This is a genomic window from Terriglobia bacterium (genome assembly GCA_020073495.1).
GTDB lineage: Bacteria > Acidobacteriota > Terriglobia > Terriglobales > Acidobacteriaceae > JAIQFD01.
Genome location: JAIQFD010000001.1, coordinates 615,664 through 629,336, shown reverse-complemented (window position 1 = coordinate 629,336; position 13,673 = coordinate 615,664). Strand labels below are relative to the sequence as shown.

At 64.0% G+C, this 13,673-nt stretch carries 14 protein-coding genes; 10 read left to right on the top strand and 4 right to left on the bottom strand.

The features are described from left to right. Positions 1-190: 190 nt before the first annotated feature. From LAN37_02900 to LAN37_02875, 6 genes are all read left to right on the top strand, one after another. Positions 191-751, top strand: a complete 561-nt coding sequence (locus LAN37_02900) for an NADH-quinone oxidoreductase subunit B (protein MBZ5646155.1) — start codon at positions 191-193, stop codon at positions 749-751. A gap of 234 nt (positions 752-985) precedes the next feature. Then, positions 986-1,294, top strand: a complete 309-nt coding sequence (locus LAN37_02895) for a Rieske (2Fe-2S) protein (protein ID MBZ5646154.1) — start codon at positions 986-988, stop codon at positions 1,292-1,294. Positions 1,295-1,367: 73 nt separating this feature from the next. Continuing rightward, the gene (locus LAN37_02890) at positions 1,368-1,580 is read left to right on the top strand and encodes a type II toxin-antitoxin system HicB family antitoxin (protein MBZ5646153.1); all 213 of its coding nucleotides are present in this window, start codon (positions 1,368-1,370) and stop codon (positions 1,578-1,580) included. Continuing rightward, entirely contained in the window at positions 1,580-1,807 is a 228-nt protein-coding gene (locus LAN37_02885) for a type II toxin-antitoxin system HicA family toxin (protein MBZ5646152.1), read from the top strand. Before LAN37_02890 ends, LAN37_02885 begins: the two co-directional genes overlap by 1 nt. Positions 1,808-1,886: 79 nt before the next feature. Next, positions 1,887-2,951: a sensor domain-containing diguanylate cyclase gene (locus LAN37_02880; GenBank protein MBZ5646151.1), complete on the top strand. Its 1,065-nt coding sequence runs from the start codon at positions 1,887-1,889 to the stop codon at positions 2,949-2,951. A gap of 70 nt (positions 2,952-3,021) precedes the next feature. After that, a complete protein-coding gene (locus tag LAN37_02875; protein MBZ5646150.1) occupies positions 3,022-4,458 on the top strand; it encodes a hypothetical protein in 1,437 nt (478 codons plus the stop codon). Between the two features lie 182 nt (positions 4,459-4,640). On the opposite strand, the gene LAN37_02870 is transcribed toward LAN37_02875, so the two are convergent. The 4 genes from LAN37_02870 to LAN37_02855 all read right to left on the bottom strand — a co-directional run bounded on the left by LAN37_02870 (position 4,641) and on the right by LAN37_02855 (position 10,137). Then, a complete protein-coding gene (locus LAN37_02870) occupies positions 4,641-5,900 on the bottom strand; it encodes a DUF1501 domain-containing protein (protein MBZ5646149.1) in 1,260 nt (419 codons plus the stop codon). A gap of 11 nt (positions 5,901-5,911) precedes the next feature. Continuing rightward, entirely contained in the window at positions 5,912-7,951 is a 2,040-nt protein-coding gene (locus LAN37_02865) for a DUF1800 domain-containing protein (GenBank protein MBZ5646148.1), read from the bottom strand. 89 nt (positions 7,952-8,040) lie between these two features. Continuing rightward, the gene (locus LAN37_02860; protein MBZ5646147.1) at positions 8,041-9,294 is read right to left on the bottom strand and encodes an HD domain-containing protein; all 1,254 of its coding nucleotides are present in this window, start codon (positions 9,292-9,294) and stop codon (positions 8,041-8,043) included. Positions 9,295-9,426: 132 nt separating this feature from the next. Continuing rightward, positions 9,427-10,137 carry an HAD family hydrolase gene (locus tag LAN37_02855; protein ID MBZ5646146.1) on the bottom strand — a complete coding sequence of 237 codons (711 nt, stop codon included), beginning with the start codon at positions 10,135-10,137 and terminating at the stop codon, positions 9,427-9,429. A 117-nt stretch (positions 10,138-10,254) separates the two neighbouring features. On the opposite strand from LAN37_02855, the gene LAN37_02850 reads away from it, so the two are divergent. The 4 genes from LAN37_02850 to LAN37_02835 are packed head-to-tail and all read left to right on the top strand — an operon-like array spanning position 10,255 to position 13,664. Further along, a complete protein-coding gene (locus LAN37_02850) occupies positions 10,255-11,214 on the top strand; it encodes an L-lactate dehydrogenase (GenBank protein ID MBZ5646145.1) in 960 nt (319 codons plus the stop codon). 24 nt (positions 11,215-11,238) lie between these two features. Next, a complete protein-coding gene (locus tag LAN37_02845; GenBank protein ID MBZ5646144.1) occupies positions 11,239-12,957 on the top strand; it encodes a Zn-dependent hydrolase in 1,719 nt (572 codons plus the stop codon). Further along, entirely contained in the window at positions 12,954-13,304 is a 351-nt protein-coding gene (locus LAN37_02840; protein ID MBZ5646143.1) for a PilZ domain-containing protein, read from the top strand. Before LAN37_02845 ends, LAN37_02840 begins: the two co-directional genes overlap by 4 nt. Positions 13,305-13,334: 30 nt before the next feature. Further along, positions 13,335-13,664: a PilZ domain-containing protein gene (locus LAN37_02835; GenBank protein ID MBZ5646142.1), complete on the top strand. Its 330-nt coding sequence runs from the start codon at positions 13,335-13,337 to the stop codon at positions 13,662-13,664. Positions 13,665-13,673 lie beyond the last annotated feature (9 nt).

Below are 13,673 nucleotides of genomic sequence, written 5' to 3'. Positions count from 1 at the left end.
TGGGCGCTGAAGGCATCGAGCCCGCTCACCATCCTCGGCCCATCCAACACAGGACCCAACCATAAGGGGTGTGTACACATGCGCACCCAATATACATATACCCGCCTTATCGTTGACACTGAATGGTCCGAAACCTAGACTGAAACGAAGGATGACAGCCGAGGGCGGCTGTCCTACACAAGGGGTCCGAATGGGCTGGCTGCAGAACCGGTTCGAGAAGAATTTTGTCACCACCACGGTAGATTACGTCTTCAACTGGGCGCGCAAGTCGGCGCTGTGGCCGATGACCTTCGGCCTGGCGTGCTGTGCCATCGAGATGATCGCCAGCTCGACGGCGCGCTTCGACATCGCGCGCTTCGGGGCCGAGGTGTTCCGTCCCAGCCCGCGGCAGTCCGACCTGATGATCGTCTCCGGCACGGTGACGCTGAAGATGGCGCCGGTGGTGAAGCGCATCTACGACCAGATGCCCGACCCGAAGTGGGTGATCTCGATGGGTGCGTGCTCCTCGGTCGGCGGGCCGTTCAACACCTACGCCGTGCTCCAGGGCGTGGACAAGATCGTGCCCGTGGACGTGTACGTGATCGGGTGCCCGCCGCGCCCGGAAAACCTCTTCTATGCGCTGCTGAAGCTGCAGGACAAGATCGACAGCATGACCATCGCCAAGAAGCCGACCGAAGTTCGGCTGGACGAGGGCATGGTGGAATCGTTTAAGAAACAAGTGATGATCGCGCAGACGCTGCAGCCGAAGTAAGTACCAAGTACCCAGTACCAGGTACCAAGTGAGCCCGTCGGAAACGACGGGCTTTTGATTTGGAAAGTACTCAGTACTCGGTACTCAGTACTCAGTGAGCCCGTCGGAATCGACGGGCTTTTGATTTGGAAAGTACTCAGTGCTCGGTACTCAGTACTCAGTGAGTTCGTGGTGAGGACGGGCTTTTGCTTTGACCCGCTGTTTTCGTACACTGCAGACTGCAACGAGGCGAAGATGGCGGAAATCGTGAAGATCGGGACCAAGGCGGACCTGCCGGGCGAGAACCAAGCCAAGGAGTTCACGGTCAAAGGGCAGGTCATCTGCGTCGCCAACGTGGACGGCACCTGCTCGGCCATGGACAACATATGCCTGCACCGCGGCGGGCCGCTGGGTGGGGGCGTGGTGATGGACGGCAAGGTGATCTGTCCCTGGCACGGCTGGATGTGGGACCCGAAGACGGGCGAGGCGGTGCACAATCCCGGAGCGAAAGTCGGGGTCTATCCCCTCAAGATCGAGGGCGACGACGTGCTGATCGAAGTCTGAGGCCATGAGTCCCGCGACGCAATCGCGGGCCGAAGGTTGCAATCGGACCGAGATTAGAGGGAACATAGTCGAAATGACCTTCACCGTGACCATCTACCGCGACGAAGACGGAATGTACATCGCCGAGTGTCCTGCGATACCCGGCTGCGTCAGCCAGGGGCGGACGGAGAGCGAAGCGGAAGAGAACGTGCGCGATGCGATCCGGCAGTGCCTTGCGGCGCGTGCGGAGCTCGGCTTACCACTGACGGTCACGACGCGCCAGGTGCAAGTCGACGTGGCTGACTGATGCCGCCGGTCCCGCTCCTCCGACCGCGAGAAGCGATCAAGACATTCGAATCGCTGGGCTGGCGGGTGGTCCGTCAGCAGGGCAGCCACATCATCCTGACCAAGCCCGGTCACATGGCTACTCTTTCGGTTCCGAATCACGACCAAGTCGCACGTGGGACGCTGCGAACCCTCATTGCGCGGGCAGGGCTCACGGTGGAGGAGTTTCTGGCCGCCTTGGGCCGCTAGCCTCTCGACTCGCACACCCCTTTGCGAGTACCATCGGAATCCCCCCAGAGAAGCTGGTAGGCTGATCGCGGAGGCTCAGGTGCCGGCGCCAAGACCCAAGGGCGAAGAAGGTCGACTCGCAGCTCTGCGCGCATATCAGATCCTGGATACAGCTTCGGAACAGGTCTTCGATGACCTGGCGCAGCTGGCGTCTGTGATCTGCCGCACACCGATCGCCTTGCTGAGCCTGATCGACGCCGAGCGCCAGTGGTTCAAGGCGCGGATGGGGATCACCCAGACGGAGTGCTCGCGCGACGTCTCGTTCTGTTCGTACGCCATCCTGCAATCCGACCTGTTCATCATTCCGGACGCGCTCCAGGACCCTCGATTCGCCACCAACCCGCTGGTGGTCAACGAGCCGAAGATCCGTTTCTACGCCGGGATCCCGCTGTTCACGGCCGACGGAACGCACGCGCTGGGTACGCTGTGCGTCCTCGACTTCGTGGCCCGGGAGCTGACCGGAGAGCAGATGAATGCGCTGCGGGCGCTGGCGCGGCAGGCGGAAGCGCTGCTCGAACTGTCGCGGCAGCGCACGCTGGTGAAGAAGGCGGAGGCCGAGCGGAGCCGCACCGAGCGCGAGCTCCAGATGGCCTATGAACGCGAGCCGGAACTGGCGCGCGTGGACCTCCTCACCGGGTTGATCAACCGGCGCGCGTTCCTGGATATCGCCGACCGCGAGCGCAAGCGCTCCCAGCGATACGAAGTCCCGATGAGCGTCATCACGTTCGACCTGGAGAATTTGCAGCGGATCCGAGAGCAGCAGGGAGACCAGGTGGCCGACGCGCTGGTGGTCTCGGTGGCCAACCTGTTGCGCAACCGGGTGCGCCATACGGACGTGCTGGCGCGCACCGGGGACGCGGAGTTCGTTGTGCTGCTGCCGACTACGGCGACCGAATCCGCCAAACAGTTCGCCAACAAGATCCGCGAGCTCATGCTGGAAGCCATCCAGCAGCACGACTGGCCGCTGCTTTTCGCCATCAGCGTGGTCACGCACATCAAGGCGCCCGAGAGCCTGGAGGACCTGATCCGCAAGGCCGACCACGTGAAGTCGTTCGTCAAGACCAGCGACCGGATCACCGTGCGCGAACAGGCGGTCGGCGCGTAAGGATCGCAAGTCGCAAGTGGCCAGTGGCAAGCCGGAAACCAGAATTGCTACACAATCCAGGAGAAGAGACATGCGTTTTCTTAAATTCGTCATTGTCATTGTGGTGCTGGTGGGCCTGTGTTCGGCGGATACCAAGATCAAGACCCGCAAAACGGTCATGGGCCACACCATGGAGAACACGGTGTACGTGAAGGGCGCGCGCCAGCGCACCGAAGAGGCGGGCATGATGGGGATGCCGGGCACGACCACCATCGTGCAGTGCGATCAGAAACGCATCATCACCATCAACGTCTGCACCAAGACGTACATGATCACGCCGATGGACGAGATGGCCGGCCCGGCAATGAGCCCCTCCGCTGCCATGGCTGCGGGCGCAGCGGCAGAGCAGGCGGACCGCGGAGCGCCGCAGAAGGGCGGCGTGGTGACGATCGTCAACTCGGTCATCGACACCAAAGAGCGGGAGAAGATGTTCGGCCTGGAGGCGCGGCACATCAAGAGTTCCATGTCCATGGAACCCAGCCCCGACGCCTGCTCGAAGACGTCAACGAAGATGGAGCGCGACGGCTGGTACGTGAGCCTGTCGCCGCATTTCACCTGCGAGGCGGGGCCGCATCGTTTTGCCGCCGGGATGGGAGGAGGACGTGGGCCTCGTCCGGCATGCCGCGATGCGTATCGCATGAAAGGTGGGTCGACGTACCTGGGCTTCCCACTGAAAGAGACGATCACGTACGTGGCGGAGGGCCATCCGTTCACCATGACCGAGGAGGTCACGGAGCTTTCGACCGCGAACCTCAACCCCGCGCTGTTCGACATTCCCGCCGGATATCGTCAGGTGAACGACTACATGGCGATGATGGGCGACCCGCGCGCCATGGCGTCCGGCGGCTGCAGCCAGGGCATCCCTATCGAGGTCGCGGGCGCGCCCGCGGAGGAAGCACCTGCACCAGCCGCGGCTCCTACACCGGCGCCCGCTGCCGCGCCTGCACCGGCCAGGGTAGGGGGCACGTTGCTGGTCGGCGTGGTTAAGATCGCCGACAAGACGAACCAATACCTTCCCACGGACAACCTGCGGCTGAACCTGATGTACGAGCTGTCGTTGAAGAAGATAGATAGCGTCCCGCTCACTACGGATGCGCCGGACCAGATCGTGGCCGAGGCGAAGCAGAAGGGCTGCGACTACATCCTATTCACCAATGCGGCAGGTCTTGCCGACCCAGGCCAGCCGGCGCCACCGATGCCTGGCAAAGGGGCGAAGGCGGCGGCGACCGATCCGAACAATTTCAACACCCGGCTCGACATCCAGCTGTTCAAGACCGCAAAGACTGTGCCGCAGCTCAATGCCAGCGTGCCGGGGTCTGCCCCCGTGCGCGCCGTGGATGCGGTGATGGACGGCTTCGGGCATGAGGCGCAGGCAGTGCGGGACCAGATCGACGAGGACCTGCACCTAAAGAAGGCGGCGCCGGCAGCCAAACCGGCAGCGAGACGTCCGGTTCCCACGAAGAAATAGATCTCGGTTGGAAAAGCAAACGGCGCGGCCGAGGCCGCGCCGTTCATGTTTGCGATAGCGGTCCCTTCGCTTCGCTCAGGGCATGCTCTTCGACTCGCGCTCGCAATGAAGGCGAGCGCTCGCTCAGGATGACACCACAAGACTGCCAAGCACAGCCGAGGGCGGCTGTGCCACACAGTCACTTAAGTCTTGAGCAATCCCGAGAACCGGTGCGGGTCATTCTCGAAGCCGGGGAAGACGGTCGCCAAGTCCTTGTTTCCCAGGTGGCGGTAGACGGCCTCGCCGAGCACGCGGCGGAAGTCGGTGGTGAGGGCCAGGTCGCGTCCTTCATACAGTTGGCCGGGATTGAGACCGGGCCAGTCGCCGTACACGCGCCCGCCCTTCACCGGTCCGCCTACGACGAACATGACGTTGGCGTGGCCGTGGTCGGTGCCGCGATTGCCATTCTCGCGCGCTGTGCGTCCGAACTCCGACATGGTGACCAGCACGGTGTCTTCGCCCAAGTCGCCGATGTCGGTCCAGAAGGCCGCGATGGAGGTGCCGAAGTCGCGCAGCAGGTTGGCGAGCTGGCCCTGCGTGCTGCCCTCGTTGACGTGGTGGTCCCAGCCGCCGATGTCGGCAAAGGCGACCTCGACGCCCAGGTCAGCCTTCAGCAACTGCGCGATCTGCTTCAAGCTGTCGCCGAAACGCCCGCGCGGATAATTTGCTCCGGCGGCCGGGGTGTAACGGGCCGGGTCGGCGGATTTCAGCATCTTCACGGCGTCGAATGTCGCCTGCCCGGTGCCGTGCAGCACCGCGTCCACCGACTGGTCGTACATGGCTTCGAAAGTATTGGCCAGGGGCACGGCTGCCGGGTTGCGTCCGCCTACGCCGAATTGGTTGACGTGGGAGATGGCGATGGCCGGCGCCGATCCCGCCAACGTCCGCGGCAGGCCGGTGCTGAGCGCGACGGCGCGGAAGGGGCTGGCATCCTCCTTGTCTGTGCGCAGGGCGCGGTTCAGCCAGCCGTCCTCGGTGGATTTGAGGCCGGGCGTGCCCGACTCCATGTAGTCCTGAGCGTCGAAGTGCGAACGGGTGTTGTCCGGCGAGCCGGCCGCGTGGACGATGGCCAGGTGCTTTTGGTCCCAAAGCGGCTTGAGCGGCGCCAACGAAGGATGCAGGCCGAAGAAGCCGTCGAGGTCGATGGCCGACTCGCGCCCGCTGCTGGGGCGGGGTATCGCGATCGACGGCCGCATGCCGTAGTACGCGCCCTCGCCATGTGGCACCACGATGTTCAGGCCATCGGCCGCGCCGCGCTGGAAAAGCACCACGAAGCGCTTGCGCCGGCCGCCCGCTGGCATGTCGAGCCCGTACACGGCCCGCGTCAGGAAGCTGGGCACCGCCGCCGTTGCGGCGATGGCCATGGCACCGCCCTTCAAGAAAACTCGACGCGTGATCCTCATAGATTTCCCCACTACCGGCGCTGGAATTCCGGCGAGCCCAGGATCAATCCCGCGATGGCCCCCACATTCGCCGGTCGAGGCGCATCGTCCAGGCTGCGCCCGGTGACCTGGGGATCGTTCAACTGCTTCTCGATGGTCTGGTGCGTCTGCTGGGAGACATCGCCGGAGAGCAGCGAGCTCTCGAGCATCGCCAAAGCCTGGTTGGGATCCGTGGGCGACGCGCTGCCCAGCAGCGTATCCGGGTCGACCTGCATTCCCCGCAGGCGCCCGGTGCCCATGGCGAGCGCGAAATTCATGCGGTTGAGAAGCGCCGAGGAGTTCACCCAGGCGTCGGCCTTCATGGAATAACCGGTGGGCGGCTGCGCCTGGTAGAGCGGCATGCCCATGCGATTCAGCGCCTGGACCAGAGGCATCGCGTTCTGCACATCTACGCCACTGGCTCGCACCGCAGAGGCCACGAACTCGAGCGGGGTCTTGATCTTTGCGCGATAGGCTTCGGGCGCCCAGAATTCGGGCGAGCGATACATGGTGCGCAGCACCTCGCGAATGTCGCCCCCAGTCTTCAGAAAGGTGTCCGCCATGCGGTCCACCAGCGCCTGCGGTGGATCGTCGGAGACGAAGCGCATGGCCAGCTTGGCCGAGATGAACTTCGCCGTCGAAGGATGGTGCGCCAGGATCTCCAGAACCTTCTCGCCTTCCTTCTGGCCGCCGCTCTTGATGCGCTCGCCCAGGAAGGACTTGTCGCCAGGCTCGTGCATGCGCTCGTTGAAGTCGAAGCCGCCGCCCTGGCGTGGCTGCATGATGGTCCATCCGGACAGGATCTTAGCCAGCTCGGTGACGTCCTGCTGGGTGTAGCCGCCATTGACCCCGAGGGTGTGCAGCTCAATGATCTCGCGGGCGTAGTTCTCGTTCAGGCCGGAGCGCTTGTTGCTCTTGGCCTGCTGCTGGCGGCGTTGCGCATTCGGATTCCGACGTGGCCCGCCGAACGGTCCGCCAAAGCCGCCGCGTGGCCGGCCGCCTTGCGCGCGCCGCTGGCCTCCTTGCCCGTACTTTGCGAAATCCGAATCCGGCCCGACGCTCAGCCAGTTGTCCAGGTAGAAGAGCATCGCGGGACTTGTGGCCGTGGCTTGCAGCAGGTCCTTGAACTTGCCCAGGGCGTGCGGGCGGATGACGTCGCGCTCGTAGGCGGTGATCATGTACCGGTCGGCGCCCTTGTTGAGGAAGACGTTGAAGTGATTGAACCAGAAGTCGGTCATCACTTCTTCGAGCTGGCGCTCGCCGTAGGCGGCGCGCAGGACCTTGGCCTGCTGGAGTTCGCCGGCGACCACCTGCTGCGGGGCGGCCATGGCCATCAGGGCCTCGCGCTGCTGCGGCGTGAAGTCGTTCATGAACTGCTGCCGCTGCTCCGGGGAGAGAGCCCGATTGAAAGAACGAAGCTCCTGGGGGGACATGCGCAGCAGCTCCTGCATGCGCTGCTCGGGAGTCATGTCGAGCATAGCGTCGGCCTTTTCTTCCGCCGCCAGGCGAGTGTGCCGACGCGACGCCTGGTCTTCCGGCGCCATCGGCTGCGAATCAGCGTCCGCCTGCGTGGCCTCGGCGCCCTTGTCCTGCCTGGCTGCCTTGCGTTGTTCGTAGATCTCGATCTGCTTCTGATAAACGGCGCGTTCCTGGGGATCGCTCGGCATCGACATCTTTCCCTCAGCCACGGCCTTGATCACCTGCGGAGGCGGAAACTTCTCCATCATCTCCTTGGTGCTCATCGCCAGGGTGGGATACGACCCGAGCCGTGCCGCCAGCGCGCGGTCGTCGATCTTGTCCGGGCGGAGCTGCTGCTCGAACCAGTTGTCCAGTCCCATCTGCCGCACGCGCGCGGCGTCCCCGGGCCGCGGGCCGAAGGTGAACCGGTTCAACGCATGGACGATCCGCTTGTCATCATCCATCTGCGGCGCCGAAGCGCTCTTTTTCGATTTCTTTTCCCTGGCGAGGAGGAGGCCGCCCGGGACCACAAGGCAGAGCGCCAGCGCCCACGCGAAGAATTTGCGATGTGCCATTCGGAATGCCCCACCAGCCGGAGGAGGCCGGCTTTGTACCGGTAATTATCAACCCATTCGGGCAGAAAAGTTGCTGCTCAGACGGGAAACTAGCAGGAGTGAACGCGGCCGCTGGAACTCTTGTGATGGACCATGGCGGCGAGGTGGTCCACATCGGGCGCGGCGATGTTGCACACGACGTGCTGATCCAGGAAGCCGGGCTGATTGCGGCCTACGGCGTCGCGCCGCACCTGGATGAGCAGGGCCTGGACGATGCTGGGATCGAACTTTTGCGGGGTCGCGCGCACGATCTCGCTCAGCGCCTCGCCCACCGTGAACGAGTGGCGATGGGCGCGGTCGCTGGTCAAGGCGTCGAAGACGTCGGCGACGGCCATGATGCGCACCGGGGTGGACACTTCCTCGCTGTGCAGTTTGTCAGGATACCCGGAGCCGTCGCCGCGCTCGTGGTGCCAGCGCACCACACCCGGGATCTCCGGCCAGGGGAACTCCACGCCATTCACGATCTGGTGGCCGAGGGTCGTATGGTCGGCCATCTCGCGGAACTCATTCGGCTCCAGCTTCCCCGGCTTGGAGAAGATGTATTTGTCCACCGTGACCTTGCCGACATCGTGCAGGAGGCCGGCTGCACGGAGACCGGCGACCTCCCGGTCATCCATGCCCAGCGCCTGCCCCACACCGCCGGCGTATTGGGCGACACGGCGCGAGTGCCCGCGCGTGAACTGATCTTTGGCATCGATGGCCGTGGCGAATGCGTTCAGGGTGTGGTCGTAGAAGCCGTGCAACGAGGCCATGAGCTTCAGGTTCTCGCCGATCCGCTGCTGGAGTGACTCCGATAAGGTGCGGTTGTGCACCGCCAGCGCGATGTAGTTGGACAGAAGGCCGAGCGCCTCAAAATCGTCCTCGGTGTACGGGACCTCGCCCTCGCGCCGGCCCAGGGCGATCATTCCCACCAGCTTCGGCCCGACTTTCAGGGGCACGATGCACTTGAAAAGCTCCGGCGCCACATTTCCGTTGGCGCTCAGGAACCCTTCGCACGATTTGCCGGATAGCGCCTGCGGCTTGGCTGCGGTGGTCAGGGCGTGCACGTGCTTGGGCAGCAGCGGGATGACGGCCGTTTCGGGAAAAATGGAGAAGCCGCTCGCGGCCAGCGAGGTCAGCAGGGCCGGGCGGTCGCTGAAGCGGAACAGCGCGCCTTCACCCGCCTCCACTGCCTCCATCAGCAGGGCGAGCATGGACTGCGACGCCTCGCCACTGGTGCGGTCCGACGTCAGCTCAGGCCCCAGCTCGGCCAGGGTCTTGAAGGTGAGCAGGAGGCGCCGGAAATTATTTTCTTTTCCTGCCAACGAAGCGGCAGAGGACTCCCAGAGCAATCTGAGACTAACACGCACTCCGGCGCGCAGCCATCACCCTTGTGTTGGTTAACTTGGTGCTCACTGGAGTAACCCGCCCCGGTTACTCCGGGGGCCGGGCGCACGTCAGAAGTGCGACCGCAGGTCAGAGAACGTTTGCACGACCAGGAGCTGTGCGTCGTTCTTGGGCTGGTCGATGGTCTCGTGTTCCAGAACCCAGGTCATGTCATGGGGCACGAAGACGGCGTTCAGCCCTGCCGCGAGCGCGGGATTGATGTCGGACTTGGGACTGTTCCCGACCATCCACGTGGCGTCACGCGCCAGCCCGTACTTTTCGACGATAGCGGCATAGGTCGGAGCGTCCTTTTCCATGACGATCTCGTGCGCAGCGAAGAAGTGTTTAAGCCCCGAACGCTCGATCTTGCCCGACTGCTCGGTCACGTTCCCCTTGGTCATCAGGATGAGATGGTGGCGGCCCGCGAGGTACTCCAGCGTCTCCGGCACGCCCGCCAGGATCTCGGCGGGTTTATCGGCGATGACCCGGGCGAAGCCGTGGATGGTCTCGTGGACAGCGGGCGTGATCGGGTCCACCGCCAGCCGCTCGAAGGTGTCCACCAGCGCATGCACGAAGCTGTGCAACCCGTAGCCGTGCCGGACGATGCATTCCCGCTCCACCTCGTTCAGCACCTGGCGCACCTGCTCCGGCCTGTACTCGTGGTGATTGAGGAAGGAGATGAAGTCGGCGATCGCCCGCTCGAAATAGACGTTGTTCTCCCAGAGGGTATCGTCGGCATCGATAAGCAGGGTCTGCGTGGATGTAAGAGGAGATGCCGGCATCGTTTCTATAGTACTCAGTACTCAGTACTCAGTACCCAGTCAAGACCGCCACGCGAACACTAGCAAGTGAAGCGCGTATCACAGCGCGAAAGCCCGGACTTGGTTATCATGCAACCCATGGCACAGCAAACCAATCGCGTCGCCGTGGTCGGAACCGGCAATGTCGGCTCGACCTTCGCATACGCTCTGTTGCTCAGCGGCCTGGCCTCCGAGATCGTCCTGATCGACGTGAATCGCGCACGCGCCGAAGGCGAGGCCATGGACCTGAACCACACCGAGCCCTTCGCCAAGCCCACGCGCATCTGGGCCGGAGACTATCCGGATTGCGCGGGAGCCGCGGTCACAGTGATCGCCGCCGGAGTCGGTCAGAAGCCCGGCGAGACGCGCCTCGAACTGGTGAAGCGCAATGCGGCGGTATTCGCACAAGTCGTGCCGCAGATCGCGAAATACAACCCTGACGGCATCCTCCTGGTGGCCACCAACCCGGTGGACGTGCTCACCTATGCCTCGTTGAAACTCTCCGGCCTGCCTGCCCGGCGGGTGATCGGCTCCGGCACCATCCTCGACACCGCCCGCTTCCGCTACCTGCTGTCCAAGCATTTCGCCGTGGACCCGCGCAGCGTGCATGCCTACATCATCGGCGAGCACGGCGACAGCGAGGTGCCGGTCTGGTCGCTGGCCAACATAGCGGGCATGCGCCTGCCGGCTTTCGCGGAAGCCAATGGCATGCCTCTGGACCAGAAGCGCATGCAGGAGATCTTCGTCAGCACGCGCGACGCCGCCTACGCCATCATCCAACGCAAGGGCGCGACTTACTATGCGGTGGCCGCCGGGCTGATGCGCATCGTTGAAGCCATCCTGCGCGACCAGCGGACGGTGCTCTCTGTCTCCAGCCTGGCCGAAGGGTGCTACGGGTTGAGCGACGTCTGCCTCAGCCTGCCTACGGTGATCAACCGCTCGGGAGTGGAGCGCGTGCTCATACTCGAGCTCAGCGCGGACGAGGGGGCGGGCTTGCGCCGCTCGGCCGACGTGCTCAAGGGCATCATCGCAAGCCTCGAGCTGCCACGGGCAGCGTGAGTGTCTGCTAGAATTTTCGCTTCTATGGAGACACCCCGGGTCCGCGCCGTTGTCTTCTGTCTGCTCGTCGCCATCGTGATTCCGGCTGCCGCTCAGAGCAGCCGCCCCGCAAAGAAAAAGAAGCGGAGCATGCAAGGGCATGCCGCCGGCAAGCTTCAGGTCGCGCCCGACCTGTATAAGCGTCTTGCCCGCTACCGGACGGTGCAGATGCCCGCGCCCAGCGGCCTCTCGGGGCGCGAGCAGCAGCTGGTGGAGAAGCTGGTCGAGGCGAGCCATTCCATCGAGAACATCTTCTGGCGCCAGAGCGACCCGGACGCGCTCACACTTTACCAATCGCTGGCCGGGCGCAAGCAGCTTCGTGACGTCAACCTGCGCCGCTTCGTGTTCATCAACGCCAGCCGGTTCGACCTGCTCGACGGCGACACTCCCTTCGTGGGAACCCAACCGATGCCACCGGGCCGCGGCCTGTACCCCGTTGCGCTGACGCGAGAGCAGATCGAGGAATACGTCAAACGGCATCCGGAGAAAAAGGCTGAGATCTACAGCCCGTACACCGTCCTCCGGCGCCGCGGCGATCAACTCGAGGGCATCCCCTACCGAATCGCCTACCGGAGCTTCCTCGAGCCGGCCGCCAAAGCGCTGCGTGAAGCTGCCAACCTTTCCGTCGACGAGGACTTCGCCGACTTCCTGCGCTTGCGCGCCGATGCCCTGCTTACCGACAAGTACTTCGACAGCGACCTGAAATGGCTGGACCTCAAAGATCCCAGGTTCGACGTCATCTTCGCACCCTACGAGACCTACCTTGACGGCGTCCTGGGGATCAAGACGTCGTACGGCGGGGCCGTGCTGATTCGCAACGATGCGGAGAGTGTCAAGCTCAAGCTCTACGAGAAGTACGTCGCCGACATCCAGGACGCGTTACCGCTGGCCGAGGCGGACCGGCCATCGAAGCGCGGCCTCTCGTCGCCGATGGAGGTGGTGGACGCACCCTTCCGGGCCGGCGACCTGCGCCACGGCTACCAGGCCGTCGCCGACAACCTTCCCAACGATCCTGAGATCCAAAAGCAGAAGGGAAGCAAGAAGATCTTCTTCAAGAACTTCATGGATGCGCGGGTGAAGTACGTGATCCTTCCGGTGGCGCAGCGCATGATGCGCCTGGACCAGGCGAACAAGGCGTCGGCCGAGGGTTATATGGCGGGCACGATCATGCACGAGATCTCCCACGGACTCGGGCCCGCCTTCGCGCGCATCCAGGGCAAGGAAGTGGACATCCGCGAGGCCATCGGGCCGGCCCACAGCGGGCTGGAAGAAGCCAAGGCCGACGTCGTCGGCCTGTTCGGGCTGAAGTGGCTGATCGATCGCGGCATCCTGCCGAAGGAGCGCCTGGAGGAGTATTACGTGTCGTACGTGGCGGACCTGTTCCGCACCGTGCGGTTTGGCACGGGGGAGGCGCACGGGCGCGCCGAAATGATGGAATTCAACTATCTGAGCGAGCAGGGCGCGATCGTTCGCAACCCCGCCACACACCGCTACCACATCGACTACGACAGGATGCCGGCGGCCGTGGCGGGCCTGGCCAAGGAATTGCTGGAGATCGAGGCCACCGGCAACCGCGCCCGTGCTGAAGCGTGGTTCGCCAAGTACGATTCCATGCCTGCGGAGCTAAGATCCGCGCTAAACTCCGCCAACGACGTCCCCGTGGACGTCGATCCTGTGTTCTCATACCCGGAGCCTGTTCAATGACCCATTCGGCGGCCCTGAAGTCTGGCGTTGAGCGAAGAAAGTTCGAGCGCGTGGAGGTCGGCTACGCAGCCAAGGTCCGTGTCACAGATACAAAGGGCCATTTGCTGGGCATCCTGCGCCAGATCGGCCGCGGAGGGATCGCCCTTGAGCCCGAGAAATCATTCAAGAAGGACAAGAAACTGAAGCTGGTCATCAGCGACGACAGCGAAAAGATCCGCTTCCACGTGAATGCGGTGGTGCGGTACGCTGGCCCACGGAAGGTCGGCCTGGAGTTCCGCGACCTGGATGCCGATGCCGCAGTGGACGTTGGCATCCTGATCGGCAAGTACTACGAGGGCGGGCGCTGAGCGGGTTCGCGCCTGGAGTGCAGGGTGACTATGGACGAGCGTCGCAAATTCGAGCGCATCAACATCCCGGCCAGCGCCAGGATCCACCTGCGGACGCCGTCCGGCAAGCAGATCGGCACGGTACGCATCCTTGGCCGTGGCGGCCTGATGGTCGATACCCAGGAGAGCTTCGAGCTGGGGAAGAAGCTGGAAGTGGTGATCGTGGACGAGGCGGAGGGCATCCGTCGCAAGATCACCGTCTTCCCACGATATCGCCAGGGTGCGGGCGTGGGCTTCGAGTTCCACCATCTCGATGCCGACGCCGCGGTCGAGATCGGCGTCATGATCGGCAAGCACTACGCCCACGGCACGAAAAAATAATTTCCCGGG

What these genes read in the sequence shown, in the direction of transcription:
- LAN37_02855 (MBZ5646146.1), bottom strand. Translation starts at nt 10,137, where the DNA reads ATGCCGGCATCTCCTCTTACATCCACGCAGACCCTGCTTATCGATGCC.
- LAN37_02845 (MBZ5646144.1), top strand. Translation starts at nt 11,239, where the DNA reads ATGGAGACACCCCGGGTCCGCGCCGTTGTCTTCTGTCTGCTCGTCGCC.
- LAN37_02865 (MBZ5646148.1), bottom strand. Translation starts at nt 7,951, where the DNA reads ATGGCACATCGCAAATTCTTCGCGTGGGCGCTGGCGCTCTGCCTTGTG.
- LAN37_02900 (MBZ5646155.1), top strand. Translation starts at nt 191, where the DNA reads ATGGGCTGGCTGCAGAACCGGTTCGAGAAGAATTTTGTCACCACCACG.
- LAN37_02850 (MBZ5646145.1), top strand. Translation starts at nt 10,255, where the DNA reads ATGGCACAGCAAACCAATCGCGTCGCCGTGGTCGGAACCGGCAATGTC.
- LAN37_02885 (MBZ5646152.1), top strand. Translation starts at nt 1,580, where the DNA reads ATGCCGCCGGTCCCGCTCCTCCGACCGCGAGAAGCGATCAAGACATTC.
- LAN37_02875 (MBZ5646150.1), top strand. Translation starts at nt 3,022, where the DNA reads ATGCGTTTTCTTAAATTCGTCATTGTCATTGTGGTGCTGGTGGGCCTG.
- LAN37_02895 (MBZ5646154.1), top strand. Translation starts at nt 986, where the DNA reads ATGGCGGAAATCGTGAAGATCGGGACCAAGGCGGACCTGCCGGGCGAG.
- LAN37_02870 (MBZ5646149.1), bottom strand. Translation starts at nt 5,900, where the DNA reads ATGAGGATCACGCGTCGAGTTTTCTTGAAGGGCGGTGCCATGGCCATC.
- LAN37_02835 (MBZ5646142.1), top strand. Translation starts at nt 13,335, where the DNA reads ATGGACGAGCGTCGCAAATTCGAGCGCATCAACATCCCGGCCAGCGCC.
- LAN37_02890 (MBZ5646153.1), top strand. Translation starts at nt 1,368, where the DNA reads ATGACCTTCACCGTGACCATCTACCGCGACGAAGACGGAATGTACATC.
- LAN37_02840 (MBZ5646143.1), top strand. Translation starts at nt 12,954, where the DNA reads ATGACCCATTCGGCGGCCCTGAAGTCTGGCGTTGAGCGAAGAAAGTTC.